This is a genomic window from Methylocystis silviterrae (genome assembly GCF_013350005.1).
GTDB lineage: Bacteria > Pseudomonadota > Alphaproteobacteria > Rhizobiales > Beijerinckiaceae > Methylocystis > Methylocystis silviterrae.
Genome location: NZ_JABVWW010000018.1, coordinates 15,240 through 30,211, shown reverse-complemented (window position 1 = coordinate 30,211; position 14,972 = coordinate 15,240). Strand labels below are relative to the sequence as shown.

Below are 14,972 nucleotides of genomic sequence, written 5' to 3'. Positions count from 1 at the left end.
ATCTCGACGTGGCCACTCTAGACCGTACGATGCGTCAGCTCGACGAAAGCGTTCGGAATTCTGCGCTTTTCGAGGGAGCCGCTGATCTGCTCGAAGACGACTGCGAGCGAACGCTCGAACACAAGAAGCGTATGATCTGGGAGCGCCTTGCCGCCTGGCGCGACAGGCCCTTTCATCCCTTCGCGCGGGGCAGGGGAGGTTGGGCAAAGGATGAAATCGAGAATTATGGAGCAGAATTCGGACGATTCTTCGCACTCAGGTGGTGCGCGGTTTCGCGCGAGCGTCTCCTGATGTCTCCGGCCATGGCCGAGAAGGAGCCGATCGAATTCATCCTTTCTCCGTTCCAGGCAAATTCAATCGACGACGAAATGGAACAGCGCGGTCTTGCCGAGACCCACGTCGCCATTCCAGTCCACCCTTGGCACCTCGAGACAGCCGTGCCTCGCGAATTCGGCCCGGAATTAGCGTCGGGCGAAATTGTCATTTTCGATTTTGCCGGCCCGCTTGTCTGTGCGACCTCCTCCTTGCGAACGGTTGCTATTTCCTCGAATCCTCATCGGCACATCAAACTTCCGCTCGACATTTCGACGCTCGGCGTGCGGCGGCTCATGAGCGCTCAGTCGTTGCACAATGGCTTAACGGGTGCTGCCCTCTTGGAGGAAGCCTGTTCGCGCAGGCCAGGCGTGGCTGCGCGCGTCCAGATTGCCGACGAAACACGATTTTGTACGTTCCACGAATCATCGGGAGACATTTTCGCGCCTCGAAATGCATTTCTCGGCTGTGCGATCCGCGAGTTTCCCATCGGAGGGGAGGACGTCGTGCTGGTTCCTTTGGCTACCTTCGCTGTTGCCCCGCGTGCAGGGTTGCCTCCCGCGATATCTCTGTCGCTAAAAAAGCGACCCAGAACAGGGATCGAAACTTTTCTGGAGGAGCTATTCCGACTGCTGATCGGCTTCGCCATGGATGCGCTGCATTGCGGCTTCATCCCGGAGATGCACGGACAGAATGTCTTGATCGAACTGGCTAGAGGACGGCCGGTTAAAATCGTCCTGCGCGACCACGACACGGTACGTTGCCTTCCGGAATGGCTCGGGAGAGCGGGCTTACAGACGCCGGCGTATCTAATTAAGGATCCGCGCCGGGCGACAATGCTTCTCGACTGTCCAGAGAGTCTGTTCGCCTATGCGCAAACGCTGCTCTTCGATGTCGCTCTCCGCTCAATTTGCGAAGCCATCGATCGTTCAGGCCACTTCGGCCTTCGCGACTCGAAAGCCCTGCTCCGGCACGTGACCGCCAGCGAAATCGAAAAACTCGATGCGCCGCCGGAAACACGTGACCGCTTGCGGACGGCTTTTCTCGACAGTCGAGATTGGCCATTTAAACAAATGCTCACTCCGCTCCTTGCGACGCCGCATCTCGGATTGGGGATGCCGAGCGCGCTCGGCCGCGCGGCAAATCCGCTCATGGTCTCAGGTCAGGAGCAATGAACGTAGCCAGACAGCGCTGCCGGCGCGCTTCCATCCTCGCCATTCAGTTTCTGACGGCTGCAACGCCACTTGCAATCGTGCCGTTCCTTTCTCTCTATGTTCAACGACTCGCGCGCGAGAGTGCATTTGGAGTATCGTTTTGGACGGTGATCGCGGCGTCAGCGCCTGCGGTGACCGCGATGATCTTGACGCAGTTTTGGGGTCGGCTTGCGCAGGAGCGGTCGATTTCGTTGCTGCTCTTCGCAACCTGCGCGCTGACGGCTGTCAGTTATTTGGCCATGGCCACTGCCAGCAATGCGGCTGTTTTCACTCTGGGACGCGCTCTGCAGGGGGCGGCCGGCAGCGGCATCATCCTTCTTCTTGCGGTCGATCATGTTGGGGGCCAACCCGAGGGTGAATACATCACCCTGCAGCAGGCGTTTTCCGCCGGCTGCCTAATCGGGCCCATTATCGGGGGCTGGGCCTTCGACTATCAGCGCCTTCCTGTTCTTCTCTCGGCTGCCGCTATCGCACTTTTTGCTCTCGCTATCGCTAGTGCATTGGTCTTTCAGCTCTCAACCTTCGAGTTGCGCCATGATCGTCAGAGCCAAGCGGAGGGCGTGGGCCCCACTTTCGCAAGCGTCCGTCGAAATCGCTCGCTCGTCATAGCTGCCACTCTAGGAACAGCCGGTGCGTTCGGCTTTACGCCGTTCTTCGCGGAGTGGGCCAAGGAACGGGATGGAGCCACCTTCACGGCTGGAGCCATCGGGGCGCTTCATGCTGCCGCCTGGCTTGCAGCTATAGTAGTCCTGCCGCTCTGGAGCCGTGTCATCGATGGCGCTGCAGCGGCGCGCTCCATCGCATTCTCGCTGTTCGGATCGGCGGTAGCTTGCGTTGCATTGTCCGTTGCGGTGACAGCCCCTTCGATATTCACGCTCCGGGTCACCCACGGCATTTTCTATTCAGGCCTCACCCCGGCTCTCTACGCCGGCGTACGACGGTCCGGCGACCGCAACCGGGAGCTTGCTACTGCCCGCACCGCGTTGACGTTGGGTCAAATCGTCGGGCCTGCTCTCTGCGGCGCTGTCCTTCCTTTCACCGGAATCGATGGCGCGCTTTTGGCCGCGGCAGGACTTCCAGCGATCGGCATGCTCGTTCTTTTCAACGCACGAGGCGATCGATGACGCAACCAGATCAAATTACGGCGTCGACAGTGGATCGTCTCGCATGCGGCCGCTTGATCAATACTTGGCTGCGCGAAAAACATCCTGAGCTCGCGATGACCATCGCCGCGAAAGCAGGTGGCGGCTCATGGGAAATTCCTGTCGGGAATCAATCCGTCGTCGCGGTCTGCAAACGCTGTTCGCCAGGCGGATTTCACGCTTGGGAGGAAAATGTGCTCCTTCGCGAGTTGAAGGGGAGCATACGCAGGATCGACTCATTAGAGCTTGCCGGGATCATGCTCGATTCGATCGAAGAGGCGACTCCAGATACGCGAAAAGTCGCGTTGGAGCGGATCGAACGGTCGATTGAAATCAGCCATGACCATGCCGCCTTCCAGTCAACACTGGAGCCTGTCTCGAGCGGCGAGCGCGCGGAGCGGAGCCTTTGGTTCGGTCACCCTTTTCATCCGCTCGCGAAAAGCGTCGCTGGTTTTGTATCCGCCGATTTCAGAGCCTACAGTCCCGAACGAGGCGCCGCGTTCCGTCTCTGCTGGCTCCTGGCCGAGCCGGATCAAGTCGAAACTTTTGTCTGCTCACCGGAATCGATGGCGCGCGCTGACGCCCTGCTGGCGGAGGTCTCGGGTCTGAGCGCGGCGCTCGTTGCTGGCCGGACAATCATTCCCTGCCATCCATGGCAAGCGCAGCGGCTGCGGGATCATCCGGACCTCCGCAGCCGGCTCGCGTCTGGAAAAGCATTGCAACTTCTCGGACCCTCGGGAGAGGTTGCGATTCCTACTTCTTCCGTGAGGACAGTCTGGTTCAGTGAACGAGGCCTTTTCGTCAAGCTGCCTCTCGAAGCCCGAATCACGAATTTTTCGCGGGTAAATACAGCGGAGCAGTTGGCGCGGAGCATCGCCGGAGCGCGCGCCGTCGCAGCAGCGGAACGGGAGGTCCGTGGCGCAGGCCTCTCCATTCTGAAAGAGCCAGGCGGACGAATCTTGCGTTGTCCGTCACCGGACGGCGGCGGCGCCCAGCGGACTTGCGCCGAAACCGGCTTCCTCCTGCGCTTTGCCGATTTTCCCAATGGGGTTGATCCGATCGTCATTGCAGGTTTTGCGGAACCGGATCCGCGCACGGCCCGTCCAAATCTTTCCTCCATCGCCGGGCGGATTTTTGATGATCCGCAAAGGGCGCACGAATGGGTCGAAAGATATGCGGCGGTTGTCCTCCTTCCGCTTATTCGTCTGTTTGCGACTACTGGGATCTGTCTCGAGGCGCATGCTCAAAATAGCCTCGTCGCTTTCGAGAACGGTTGGCCAGCACGGCTTTTCGTGCGCGACCTCGAAGGCATGGCGGTCGATCGCGAACGCTTCAGGCGCGCGCATCCGGAAATCATCGCCGACCTCGATGACACCCTGTTCTATGACCGCGACATCGCTTGGCGTCGCTTCCTCTACTACGTCATCGTCAACCATTTCGCTCACGTGCTGTCCGCCGCATCAGAGTTATCGGGCGTCGACGAAGCTCGCCTCTGGGAGGCGGGCGGGCGTGTTTTGGAAAAGGAAGCGGGAGCTGCCCGCACGCTCATCGACGAGCTGCTTTCCGCCCCATCTCTCCCGGCCAAGGCGAACCTATCGAGTTGCGTCGCCGGCCGCGGCGAGAACCCGGATTACGTGATGATTGCGAATCCCTTCATGGCTGTGCGCTCGTCCGGTTCTCAGTCGCGAGCGAACGTCAAAATCCAATTGGAAAAGGCGCGGTCACGATGAAACCCACTGCTGGACTGGGCGCGCAGTTATCCACTCCGACCGATCTTCTTGCCTGGGCTGCGGCCGGGCGCCGGGTCATAGCCCAACTGATGTCAGCTCTCGTAAACGAAGATCTGTTGCCGGACGGCATGGTTTCGATCCGGGCTGAGTCCACGCGAGAAGCTGAGATCGTGGTGGAAGTCGCGCCGGGTTCACTCTGCTATCGGGCGCGCGCCCATCATATGATCGCCTACAACCGACTGCGGGTGATCGAAGGATCTGTCCGCAGGGCGTCCAATGGGGGAGAAGAAGAAGCCGACAATCCTATGCATCTGCTTACAGATCTGCTGACCGGGCTTCCGGGAACGGCAGAGATTCGTGCGCGTTTTGCGGAGGAAATCCTCCAGACTTGGTCGAACCACGCGCAGGCCCTTTGTTTCGGCACGGCCAACCGCGGCAAGCTCGCCTTGCTACCATACGAGGAAGCCGAAAGCGCGCTGACCGATGGACATCGCTATCATCCTTGCTTCAAATCCCGCATTGGCTTTACTCCGAAAGAGAACCTGTCCTATGGACCTGAATTCGGGAATGCCATTCGCCCGATCTGGCTGGCGGTTCACGAGGAGCTGGTCGTGAGCCGCGCGATCGGAACAGGGTGTGGCCAAGATCTCGGGCTTCTCGCCGCATCGATCGACGAAAGCAGCAGAAGAGAATTCACCGCTAAATTGGCTTCGGCCGTCGAACGTCCCCAAATCTATCACTGGCTCCCAGTCCACCCCTGGCAATGGGAAAGAATCATCGAGCCAGGAACGCTCCCACAGAGGAAAGCCGGGCTGATCGTATTCCTGGGCGAGAGCGATCGCTATTACCTGGCACAACAATCGATACGCAGCCTTTCGGACACATCCGATCGCCATGCGCCATCACTGAAGCTCTCGCTATCTGTCCGCAATACTTCGACCGCCCGCACACTTGCAAGGCACACTGTGCTCAACGCTCCCGTTATCAGCGCTTGGCTCGAGGGTGTGGCGTCGTCCGATCGTTTTCTGAGGGAGGCGGGCGCGATCTTTCTACTCGAACGGATGGGCAGCGCGGTCACGCTGCCCCGTGATGCGGACCCACTCGGACGTCTCGCCGGCGCGCTCGCGGCAATCTGGCGTGACCCGGTCGGAATATTCTTAGCCGAGGGGGAGAAGGCGGTTCCTTTCTCGTTGCTCACGCACGTGGATCATGACGGACGACCCGCGATTGCCGGCTGGTTTTCGCGACATGACGCCGAGGCGTGGGTGTCGGCTTTATTACGTACTGCGATGCTTCCCGTCGTTCACCTCCTTCTGGCGCGCGGGATCGCCATCGAGAGCCATCAGCAGAACATGATTCTGGTCCACCGGGATGGATGGCCCGTACGAGTCGCATTGAAGGATTTTCACGACGGCGTTCGCTTCATTCCGAGCCAGCTCCATGCGCCGCGTCCTGACCTCGTCCCCACTCCGGCCGATCATGCGCGCGTCAATCCTAATTCCTATGTGGAGGCGAGCGATCCCGAAGATGTGCGCGATTTCATGTTCGACGCCCTTTTCGGGGTCAATCTCGCCGAACTCGCTTGGTTCCTCGATCGTCATTTCGGTTTCGGAGAACGACGGTTTTGGCTCTTTGCGGCCGATATCCTTCGAAACTACCTTCGAGAAAACGCCGTCGCGCGCGCAGGCGTAGAAGCTTTCCGCTTCCTCGATCCGACGGTGGCGGTCGAGGATCTCGCGCGCCGTCGTCTGGAAACCGTCGTCCTGAAGGGACGGCGCGCGCCTAACCCGCTTGCCGGCTTTATTAGCGTCGAGGAAATGCGGGTTCCGTCATGACTGCGCGATTGCGATTGCGGCGCCTGCTCGACCAGGGCCAGCCCGCAGGCGGGCTTTTCCTCTCGCTTTCCGCCCCTGGCATTATCGAAATTGCGGCCGTGGCCGGATTCGATTTCGTTCTAATCGATCTCGAGCACACGTTGATCGGGGGAAGGGAACTGGAAGAGCTGATCGCCGCCGCCGATCGCTCCTGCCTCAGTGCTCTGGTGCGCGTTCCCGAGGCGCGGTCGGAACGCATTCTCCAGGTTCTCGACGCTGGAGCGGCAGGCGTCGTCGTCTCGCGCATTTCGAACGTGGAGGATGCAAGAGAAGCGATCCGCCGAGCCCGTTACGCCCCACTCGGAGAACGAAGTCTCAATGCGGGCCGGTTGGGGCGGTTCGGCGATTGCGATCTGCCTGCCCTTCTCGAGCAGCTGAACCGTGAAACGCTCGTCATTGCGCTTGTCGAAGATCCGGACGGGCTTGCCGCGGCCGAGGCGATCGCCGCGCTGCCTGGGCTCGACGGCGTGCTTTTCGGGGCCGCCGACTATTCTCAGTCCGTCGGCCTCCCTTGGCAGACCACTGCGGAGCCCGTCCTGGAGGCGAACCGCCGGCTCGCCGCGATCGCCCGTGAAACCGGTCGCTACTTTTTCGCGATCCCGAGGCGCGATGAGGACATCGGCGATCTTATTCGGGCCGGCGCGCTGGGAATAATCGCCGCCAACGATCGTGGCCTCTTGCGCCAGGCGCTTTCGGCCAAAGACCGTGTCTGGCGGGAAATTTACCGCGCCCGAAGTCTCGGACGCGCCACGGAGTAGACGTTATGACCGCATTCATTCCGTCGCTCGAGCTCGTAGAGCGTTTGGTCAATCCGGATCAGCCGGTGTCAGCCTTCATCCATGATCTCGACCGACTCGATCGGCATGCGCGCCGGCTCGTCTCCGTTCTGCCGCCCGGCGTCGATTTCTTTTACGCGGTCAAGGCGAACAGCGATGCGGCGATCCTGAAGACATTGGCTCCGATCGTCGCCGGATTCGAGGTCGCCTCAGGCGGGGAAATCCGGAAGGTGCGCGAAGCGGTGGGGGATGGAGCCCGCGTGATCATGGGCGGGCCAGCCCGGACGGCGTCGGACTTCGATGCAGTGATCGATCACGGAGTCGAGCGCGTCCACATCGAAAGTATCCACCTTCTACACCTTGCCAATGCAGTCGCAAAAGTGCGGAATACGCAATTGCCTGTTCTCTTGCGCGTCAATCTGGCGGGTCCCGTTCCCGGCGCGACGATCACGATGGGCGGACAGCCGACCCAGTTCGGCATCGACGAGTCCGAAGTCGACGAAGCTCTGGGCGTGCTTGCGACTTGTCCGAATTTGCGTTTCGACGGATTTCACCTTCACACCATCTCGAACAATTTGGACGCCACCGCCCACTCGGTGTTCTGCCTGGAAGCACTGCGCCGGGCAAGGGCTATCGCCGACCGTCATGGGCTGGATCTTGAGATCGTAAATCTGGGCGGGGGTTGGGGCGTCGATTACGCGAATATAGACCGCCTTTTCGATGTCGATCGTCTCGCAGCGGCTTTGAGCAACGCTCTCGGGCCCGGCGGGCCCCGCATTCAGTTTGAATGCGGGCGGATCGTGGTGGCCTATTGCGCTGTTTATGTATGCGAAGTCATCGACGTCAAAACCAACCATGAAGAAGCCTTTGCCCTGCTTCGGGGCGGCGCCCACCATTTTCGCCTTCCTTCGGCGTGGCGGCATAGACATCCGTTCCGCGTCGTCAGCAAAGAGAGCTGGCCTTGGGCATGGTCGAGGCGCGGTCATACAAACCGCCGGGTGACCGTAACGGGCGAGCTTTGCACGCCGAAAGACGTGCTGCTGAATTCAGAGCCCTTCTCCAGTCTGAGAATCGGAGACCTCATTTGTTTCCTTTTGGCGGGCGCTTATGGCTGGGACATTTCCCATCATGACTTCCTGAGCAATGCCCATCCGGAAAGGATATTCCTCCCTGTCGGGGAGCATAGGAGCCGGCTTTCTACCAAGGAAAACGAAAGGATTAGTGTATGAACGAGCGGCGTATTCGCCTTCTTTCGCCATTCGATCTAAAGGCTCATGAGCACACCGAAAGGGGTCGTGTTCGCAGTGTCATCGATCTCCTCGTCCGCGAGCAGGCATGGACGCGGCCTATTTGCGTAGAGGAGAAAAGCCTTTGCGTCATGGATGGCCACCATCGCCGGCTTGCCGCAATTCATCTAGGGCTTGCCGCCGTTCCAGTGATCGGCTTCACCTATGACGAGGTTCGAGTCGGAAGTCACCGGGCGGGGATGGAGGTCGAAGCGGAGGAGCTGATTGCTCGCGCAATGTCGGGAGCGCTATTTCCTCCCAGATCCACGCGCCATGTATTTCCACCATTCAAAGCGACTGCTATTCCGCTCGCCGAGCTTCTCGAGGCTCCGCCTCGGGTTTAGCCTGTGATCAGCCTGGCCAGCCTTGATGCTGACGGAGAAAGCTTACTCCCGCATGAGCGCGAGATTGCGTGTTTCCTCGGCCTACTTCGTCTCGGCGAACCCAGGCCACCGACGGGTGCTCCTGCGGCTCTCGGGAATTGCCGGTGTCGGCTGCTGATTCCCCGCGCCAGGGTACGGGCGATGAAGTCGAGTCCAATGCGCGCCACCTCATAGACGGAAAAAGGGAATGCGAGCCGGGCGCCCGGATCGAGCGCCCCATCACCAAAACTTCGACGACGCGCGCGGGAGCAACCGTTACGGCTCCGCAACCGAGCACGAGAACGAACAAGACTGCGCAAAGGACGACCAGCAGGCCGGTCGCGATCACGGCCTGGCGACGGCGGCCTTCGATCAGAAGTGCGAGGAGCGGCGACTCGGTGCTGATCGTGGTGCTGGCGGCGATCGTCGTCGGTCAGCGGACGCGCCACGGAGGCACGGCTCTCTTGCGCGGACAAGCGCGGCAGATTCGCCGCCGGATTGAGCGTCGGCCATTAGATCCCGCGCGGCTGCGGGCGCGTGTGTGTCCCGAAGCCGACAAAATACAGTCCGTCCATTGCGAGCAGCGCCTGCTTCCTAGCCGCGGGCATCGCCGCGAAGGCCGGCATGGCGAAGATCTCCTCCGAGGCCGTGCCGTCGCGACGCATCATCACGACCATGTCAGGCACCGCCGCGATGATGGCCTCGTCCGCCATCGGCTTGCAACCCTCGATCGCCCCCGCCGCGTTGACTCCTGCCCCAATTCGATGATCGCTTCGGCGGAAGTGCCGCGCCCGCCGATCACGGGCCGTTGGTTCTGCAGCGAGAGCTCGAAAAGGACGCGGCGCGGCGTTTCCGTCTTGGCGACGACGCCGTCGGGATGTCCGGCACGGATTCCATCCAAACGCCGGCTTCCCCTCAGAGCTTTGATCGCGGGCGGCCCGGCGCCTTCGAACACGATGACAAGCGATGGCTATATGGAGAGAACTCCCTCGGCCGACAGCGCCCGGAAATAGCCGACGTTCGGTTTTTTCTTCAGCGCCTCGGGCGGAAACTGACTCGTGGCGTCGATGGCTGCGATGCGGTTCTGCTGTCCCAGCGCATAGAGAATCTCAGTCACGGCGCCGCCAATCGCGACAATGCGGTTCGGTTGCCGTTCCGTTTGTCGATCGGGTTGTTCCGCGCGGCCCGATGAACCGTTCGTGAGACCACTGGCGATGACAATCGCCAATTCGAGCGTCGCGACCAGATCGCGGCGGCGTGGCCGCGAAAAAAACGCCGGACCATCGATGGAGTTGCGGACGTGGCATCGATTATTGTCGATTATTCATGCGATCCTCACTTTGTCAAAATGAGTTTGTTGTTCGCTGTGATGCGCAACCGATAACGCTCGCCAGCATGAATGATCGTCACTTCGCGCCTCTCGCCCAAGAGCGCGCGCGCGTCGATTTCGGCGCGCGCTTGATCCCCGTTCGAGGAAAGCCCCCGATCGGAAGGCGGTTCGGCTTTGTGACCACTCATCTGTGTCGACTCTCTTTCGAACTCAGAGTCAACAAAGTAGGTTTCCTCGTCAATAAGACTTATGCGTGGTTGGAATACTTACAGTGAGCCAATCTGGAAGGCTTACAAACTGACTATGTTGGAAATATTTCAAAATTAATATTCTTTCTTTGGCCTTGAACGATCAAGTTGACGCCGGTAGGAATCGCAGGCGCGCTTCAAATCGAGGCGTCGAACACAGCGAGCCAGCCAGGCCGATCCGCGCCGAGCCAGCCAGCAACACAAGAGGCTGGGGGCTCAAGTTTCATGCGTCGCACGATTCCGCGCGGAGTTGTTCCAAAATTGACCGCAGCCACGATGTCCGCTGTCTTCACGGCTTTACCGGTCGCGCCATCTCGCGCCCAGCAGGCATTGCCCACGATCGATGTGGGCGGCGCGCGTCCGGTCGTCCGGCGGCCGGTCCAGCGCGTCGACGCGCCGGCTGTGACTCCCGCGCCGAGCCCCGCCAATGGAACGCCGCCGACCGGCGTCATTGGCCAGCTTCCTGCGCCCTTTGCCGGCGGACAGGTCGCCAGCGGCGCGCGTGTCGGATTCCTCGGCAACCGCAGCGTCTTCAATACGCCCTTCAACATAACGAGCTATACGGACAAGCTCATTCGAGACCAACAGGCCCGAACCGTAGCGGATGTCGCCGATAACGACCCGTCGGTACGCACCAACTCGCCTCGTTATAGCGGAATCGACGGATTTCTTATCCGAGGCTTCCCCGTGTTCGCCGGCGACTTCGCGTTCGATGGCCTGTATGGCGTCGTTGACTGGCGCAGCCCGGCTATCGAGCCAATCGAGCGCGTAGAGATTCTAAAGGGTCCTAATGCGCTCCTGAATGGCGTTCCGCCGCTGGGGACTGTCGGCGGCGCCGTCAACCTCATCCCGAAACGGGCGACGGACGCGCCGATTACGCGCGTCACGACAGGCTTCGTCTCGCGTGGGCAACCCGGCACGCATATCGACGTCGGTCGCCGCTTCGGCGCCAACAACGAATGGGGCGTCCGATTCAATGGCGCCTATCGAAATGGCGGAACCCCCATCAACTCCCAAAATGAAGAGTTCGGCGTCGGCGCGCTCGCTCTCGACTATCGCGGCGAGAGGCTGCGTCTTACCACTGACCTCGGAATCCAGGGACGCGATCTCGATGCGCCGACGCGCGTAAAGACCGTGCTGCCCGGCTTTCCGATTCCGCCATCGCCCTCCTTGCGGATCAACCCTCAACAGCCATGGGAATATTACAACGCCCATCACTGGCATGGCGCTTTTCGCGCCGAGTACGACATTCTCGAAAACGTCACCGCATATGCCGCCTACGGCCACGCTCGTTTCGATGAGCACTTCTTCGGCGGAGTGCTTCAGGTCTTCAACGGCCGGGGCGATTTTCGGTCGACGCCCACTCTGACTCCGCAGGACGTGCAAAGCAATACTGCGGAGGTGGGACTGCGCGCTCGCTTCGAAACCGGTCCGATCAACCACCAGATCGCATTGTCAGCCGTCGGCCTCTGGCAGGATACTGGAATCATCAATACGGCAGTCGGAAAGGCGATCACCTCGAACCTCTTTTTTCCCGTCTATGTCTTGCCGCGAAGTGATTTCGGCTTGCGCAATGATGCGCCTCGAACAGCCAGCCGCAGGAACCGCGGCGCGGCGATCGCTGACACTTTGTCCGTCTTCAACGATCGTTTGCTCCTGACGGCGGGCGGACGCTGGCAAGAGATCGACGTCGAGAACTTCGACCCGAATACGGGTCTCAACTTCGACCCCAAGACCGGCCGCAGTAGAGGCTCGAATAATCAGGCCTTCTCGCCGGCCGCCGGGTTGGTGGTGAAGCCGATCGAAAGCCTGTCGCTCTATGGCAATTATATCGAGGGACTGACCTCCGGCGGGATTGCCCCGGTAAATGCGGTCAACGCCGGCGAAGCGTTTCCGGCCTTCGTGTCCCGACAAATCGAGGTCGGGGCCAAATACGACTTCTTTGACGCTCTCGGAGTGACCGTCGCGGCCTTCCAGATCACGCAGCCGAGCAGCTTTACTGATCCCACGACACGGCGTTTCTCTGTTAACGGCGAGCAGCGCAACCGTGGCGTGGAGTTTAACGTCTTTGGCGAGCCCGCGCTCGGGCTGCGCGTCCTCGGCGGCGTCACTTTACTCGACGGAGTCCTGACCAAGACAGCCAATGGGGTCAACGACGGCAAGACCGCCGCCGGCGTCCCGGACGTGCAGCTCAACTTCTACGGCGAATATGACCTGCCATTCTGGTTCATTCCTGGGACGGCGACGCTAACAGGCCGGGTCATCTATACTTCGCCACAGTTCTACGATCAGGCGAACACGCAGCAAATTCCGGACTGGACGCGTCTCGACCTCGGCGCAAGGTATACCGTCGAGCTCGAAGGCCGGCCGGTGACAATGCGCATCAGCGTCGAGAACTTGCTCGACGCCAACTTCTGGGCGACGACCGGGCGCGGGCTCCTGACCGCCGGTGCCCCGCGCACGTTCCTGGTCTCGACCAGCGTCGATTTCTGAAAAGGAAACGGGCCTTGGCCACCGGCCCCGCGACCGCATGGACGATCCGCCTGCGCAGGGCATTTATGTGGGTTCACCGGTGGCTTGGGCTGACTGCCGGCGCGATCCTGACTCTCATTGGTCTCACTGGCAGCTTCAACGTTTTCTATCGTGAGTTCGACGCTGCTTTGAACCCGGCTCTCTACGCGCCAACTGGTCCGGAGCGGAGAGTCACGGTCGCCGAGGCGATGCAGGCGGCGTCAATGGCCGATCCAGCGCCGATCACGGCACTCATCGCTCCCGATCGGACTTGGCCCGTTTGGATTGCAATCCATGCTTATTCGAACGGCAAAGGTCACCATCCGGACTTCTGGACTACGATGGTCGACCCTTCGACCGGCAGAGTGCTGGGGCGACGCGACTACACACACTCGTTCGCGTTCACGATCTATCGCCTGCACTCCACGCTTTTGCTCCAAGAGTGGTGGGGCAAGGAACTCGTCGGCGTAATGGGGCTCGGGCTTCTCGGTTCGGCCCTGTCGGGCTTGTATTTGTGGTGGCCGCCGCCGGGCCGCATCTGGCGGTCAATCTCGGTGCGCAAGGGCGTTTCGCCCCAGCGCTTGATGATCGACCTTCACAATTCGGCGGGTTCTTGGATGCTGCTTGCACTCATTGTGGTCGCAGCCACTGGCGTAGGGATCGTTTTTCCGAACGCTGTGCGCCCGATCGTAAGCCTATTCTCGGTGGCAACACCCTATCCTTCTCCCACCGTCGCGGCGCCGCCCGTGAAGGGGGCGCCGACGCTCTCAGCGGACCGGATCGTCGAACTGGCGCGAGCGGCTAAGCCGGGCTTAGACATCGCGCTGCTAAACCCTCCGGTCGAAGCGCGCAATACCTGGCGCGTGCTGTTCCACCCTCAGGGGGCCGATCCCGCCCTGCGCTCGCGCGGCGCGATCTGGCTCGACCGGTGGACGGGCGCGCTCGTGCATGACCGCACGCCCAACGTGATGTCGATGGGCGATCGCTACGTCACCGAACAGCTCTGGTTACACAACGGTGCGACACTCGGCTTCGCCGGTCGTCTGCTCGTATTCGCATCTGGATTCGCGCCTCTTGCTCTGCTCGTCACTGGTTTTGCGATCTGGCGAAACAAACGGCAGCCGCGGGGAAGCTTGATGGCGCCGCCCGCGCGGAAAGTTCTCAAGAGCCGCATGGCCTTCTGTCAGCGGCCCGACCTCGCCAAGGCGAAGCAATGACTGGTGAGTTTGTTGCTCGCTGCCCGCATGAAAGATCATTCTTTCGCGCCCAGGAGCACGCGCGCATCGATTTTCGACGGGCGCTGGGTCCTTTTCAACGAGCGCCCGGTCCTTGTTGGAGGGCAACCGCCCGATCGGAAGACTGCGGAGTCTTACGATCGCGTCGACTCTCTTTCGAGGCAATGAGTCAACAAAGTAGTGTTCATCGTAATTTGCAATAAGGCAACCTGTAAGGTTTACAAACTGACGACCCTGGAAATATTTCAAAGTGAATATTTAGATTTGGCGTTGATCGACGAACTCGACGCCATTAGGAGTCATCAGCACACTCCAAATGGAGGCGTCGAAACACAGCAAGCCAGCTAGGCCAATTCGCGCCGAGCCAGCTAGCAATAAAACAGGCTGGGAACTGGAGTCGGATGTGTCTCATGTGTCGCTTGTCCTACAAGGCGACTTGGGGCGGAGCCTTGCTAGCTTTCGCTTTCGCAGCCTAGCCATCCTGCGCCCAGCGCATTGGAAGCCCCCGAGATTCGAGCGCACGGAGCGAATGGATTCAAGTTGCCGATCGTCGTCTGTGAAGCGAACCGCGGAATGGTCACCGCAGAGGGACAACGCGCCCGCGCCGGACGGAACGCTTGCATATAAATGCCCGGATTGCTGCCTTGCGGCCCATTCTGGCGCGGCCGTGCTGCCGGAACGAAGCGCGGTCCTGACGCGGCCCCCCACCGAAACTGCGGCGACCGTTCATTATTATGCAGGCTCGGCGCGCCAGCCAGAAAGCCTGTCGTTTAGCGCCGCAAATGGCGCGCGCGCCTCCCGTCCTTCCGATCTCCGGATTGCCCGTCAAGGCTCCCGATGCGCGCGGCGCCGGAGTCTGATTGCGGACTTTCGCCGCTTTGCGGCCTCTCGTCTCGCGAAGACATAACAAAACAAAAACTGACGCTTCGCCTGCGCGATCGCCACAAGCGTC

12 protein-coding genes are annotated in these 14,972 nt (G+C 60.8%); 8 read left to right on the top strand and 4 right to left on the bottom strand.

Annotated elements, in window-relative coordinates:
• Positions 1-17: 17 nt before the first annotated feature.
• Positions 18-176: a hypothetical protein gene (locus HUN39_RS19330; RefSeq protein ID WP_232366145.1), complete on the bottom strand. Its 159-nt coding sequence runs from the start codon at positions 174-176 to the stop codon at positions 18-20.
• Here HUN39_RS19330 and HUN39_RS15460 point away from each other — a divergent pair.
• From HUN39_RS15460 to HUN39_RS15435, 6 genes are all read left to right on the top strand, one after another.
• On the top strand, positions 132-1,487 hold the full coding sequence (locus HUN39_RS15460) for an IucA/IucC family protein (RefSeq protein WP_232366142.1): 1,356 nt from the start codon (positions 132-134) through the stop codon (positions 1,485-1,487). The genes HUN39_RS19330 and HUN39_RS15460 overlap by 45 nt on opposite strands.
• Entirely contained in the window at positions 1,484-2,650 is a 1,167-nt protein-coding gene (locus HUN39_RS15455) for an MFS transporter (RefSeq protein WP_210267005.1), read from the top strand. The genes HUN39_RS15460 and HUN39_RS15455 overlap by 4 nt, the downstream gene beginning before the upstream one ends.
• A gap of 29 nt (positions 2,651-2,679) precedes the next feature.
• On the top strand, positions 2,680-4,398 hold the full coding sequence (locus tag HUN39_RS15450) for an IucA/IucC family protein (RefSeq protein ID WP_210267004.1): 1,719 nt from the start codon (positions 2,680-2,682) through the stop codon (positions 4,396-4,398).
• 221 nt (positions 4,399-4,619) lie between these two features.
• Positions 4,620-6,233, top strand: a complete 1,614-nt coding sequence (locus tag HUN39_RS15445) for an IucA/IucC family protein (RefSeq protein WP_175095377.1) — start codon at positions 4,620-4,622, stop codon at positions 6,231-6,233.
• Positions 6,230-7,030, top strand: coding sequence for an HpcH/HpaI aldolase family protein (locus HUN39_RS15440; RefSeq protein ID WP_175095376.1), 801 nt, complete (start codon positions 6,230-6,232; stop codon positions 7,028-7,030). Before HUN39_RS15445 ends, HUN39_RS15440 begins: the two co-directional genes overlap by 4 nt.
• A 5-nt stretch (positions 7,031-7,035) precedes the next feature.
• Positions 7,036-8,277: a type III PLP-dependent enzyme gene (locus HUN39_RS15435; RefSeq protein ID WP_175095375.1), complete on the top strand. Its 1,242-nt coding sequence runs from the start codon at positions 7,036-7,038 to the stop codon at positions 8,275-8,277.
• Between the two features lie 931 nt (positions 8,278-9,208).
• Here HUN39_RS15435 and HUN39_RS15425 read toward each other — a convergent pair.
• From HUN39_RS15425 to hemP, 3 genes are all read right to left on the bottom strand, one after another.
• Positions 9,209-9,409: a hypothetical protein gene (locus tag HUN39_RS15425; protein ID WP_175095373.1), complete on the bottom strand. Its 201-nt coding sequence runs from the start codon at positions 9,407-9,409 to the stop codon at positions 9,209-9,211.
• 257 nt (positions 9,410-9,666) lie between these two features.
• Positions 9,667-9,924, bottom strand: coding sequence for an ABC transporter substrate-binding protein (locus HUN39_RS15420; protein WP_175095372.1), 258 nt, complete (start codon positions 9,922-9,924; stop codon positions 9,667-9,669).
• A 107-nt stretch (positions 9,925-10,031) separates the two neighbouring features.
• Positions 10,032-10,214, bottom strand: a complete 183-nt coding sequence (hemP, locus tag HUN39_RS15415) for a hemin uptake protein HemP (RefSeq protein WP_175095371.1) — start codon at positions 10,212-10,214, stop codon at positions 10,032-10,034.
• 321 nt (positions 10,215-10,535) lie between these two features.
• Between hemP and HUN39_RS15410 the strand changes: the two genes are divergently transcribed.
• Together HUN39_RS15410 and HUN39_RS15405 are read left to right on the top strand one after the other, a co-directional pair.
• On the top strand, positions 10,536-12,767 hold the full coding sequence (locus HUN39_RS15410) for a TonB-dependent receptor (RefSeq protein ID WP_232366134.1): 2,232 nt from the start codon (positions 10,536-10,538) through the stop codon (positions 12,765-12,767).
• A 14-nt stretch (positions 12,768-12,781) separates the two neighbouring features.
• On the top strand, positions 12,782-14,002 hold the full coding sequence (locus HUN39_RS15405) for a PepSY-associated TM helix domain-containing protein (protein WP_232366133.1): 1,221 nt from the start codon (positions 12,782-12,784) through the stop codon (positions 14,000-14,002).
• The last annotated feature ends 970 nt before the right edge of the window (positions 14,003-14,972 follow it).

What these genes read in the sequence shown, in the direction of transcription:
- HUN39_RS15425 (WP_175095373.1), bottom strand. Translation starts at nt 9,409, where the DNA reads ATGGCGGACGAGGCCATCATCGCGGCGGTGCCTGACATGGTCGTGATG.
- HUN39_RS19330 (WP_232366145.1), bottom strand. Translation starts at nt 176, where the DNA reads ATGAAAGGGCCTGTCGCGCCAGGCGGCAAGGCGCTCCCAGATCATACG.
- HUN39_RS15445 (WP_175095377.1), top strand. Translation starts at nt 4,620, where the DNA reads ATGATCGCCTACAACCGACTGCGGGTGATCGAAGGATCTGTCCGCAGG.
- HUN39_RS15460 (WP_232366142.1), top strand. Translation starts at nt 132, where the DNA reads ATGATCTGGGAGCGCCTTGCCGCCTGGCGCGACAGGCCCTTTCATCCC.
- HUN39_RS15440 (WP_175095376.1), top strand. Translation starts at nt 6,230, where the DNA reads ATGACTGCGCGATTGCGATTGCGGCGCCTGCTCGACCAGGGCCAGCCC.
- HUN39_RS15435 (WP_175095375.1), top strand. Translation starts at nt 7,036, where the DNA reads ATGACCGCATTCATTCCGTCGCTCGAGCTCGTAGAGCGTTTGGTCAAT.
- HUN39_RS15455 (WP_210267005.1), top strand. Translation starts at nt 1,484, where the DNA reads ATGAACGTAGCCAGACAGCGCTGCCGGCGCGCTTCCATCCTCGCCATT.
- hemP (WP_175095371.1), bottom strand. Translation starts at nt 10,214, where the DNA reads ATGAGTGGTCACAAAGCCGAACCGCCTTCCGATCGGGGGCTTTCCTCG.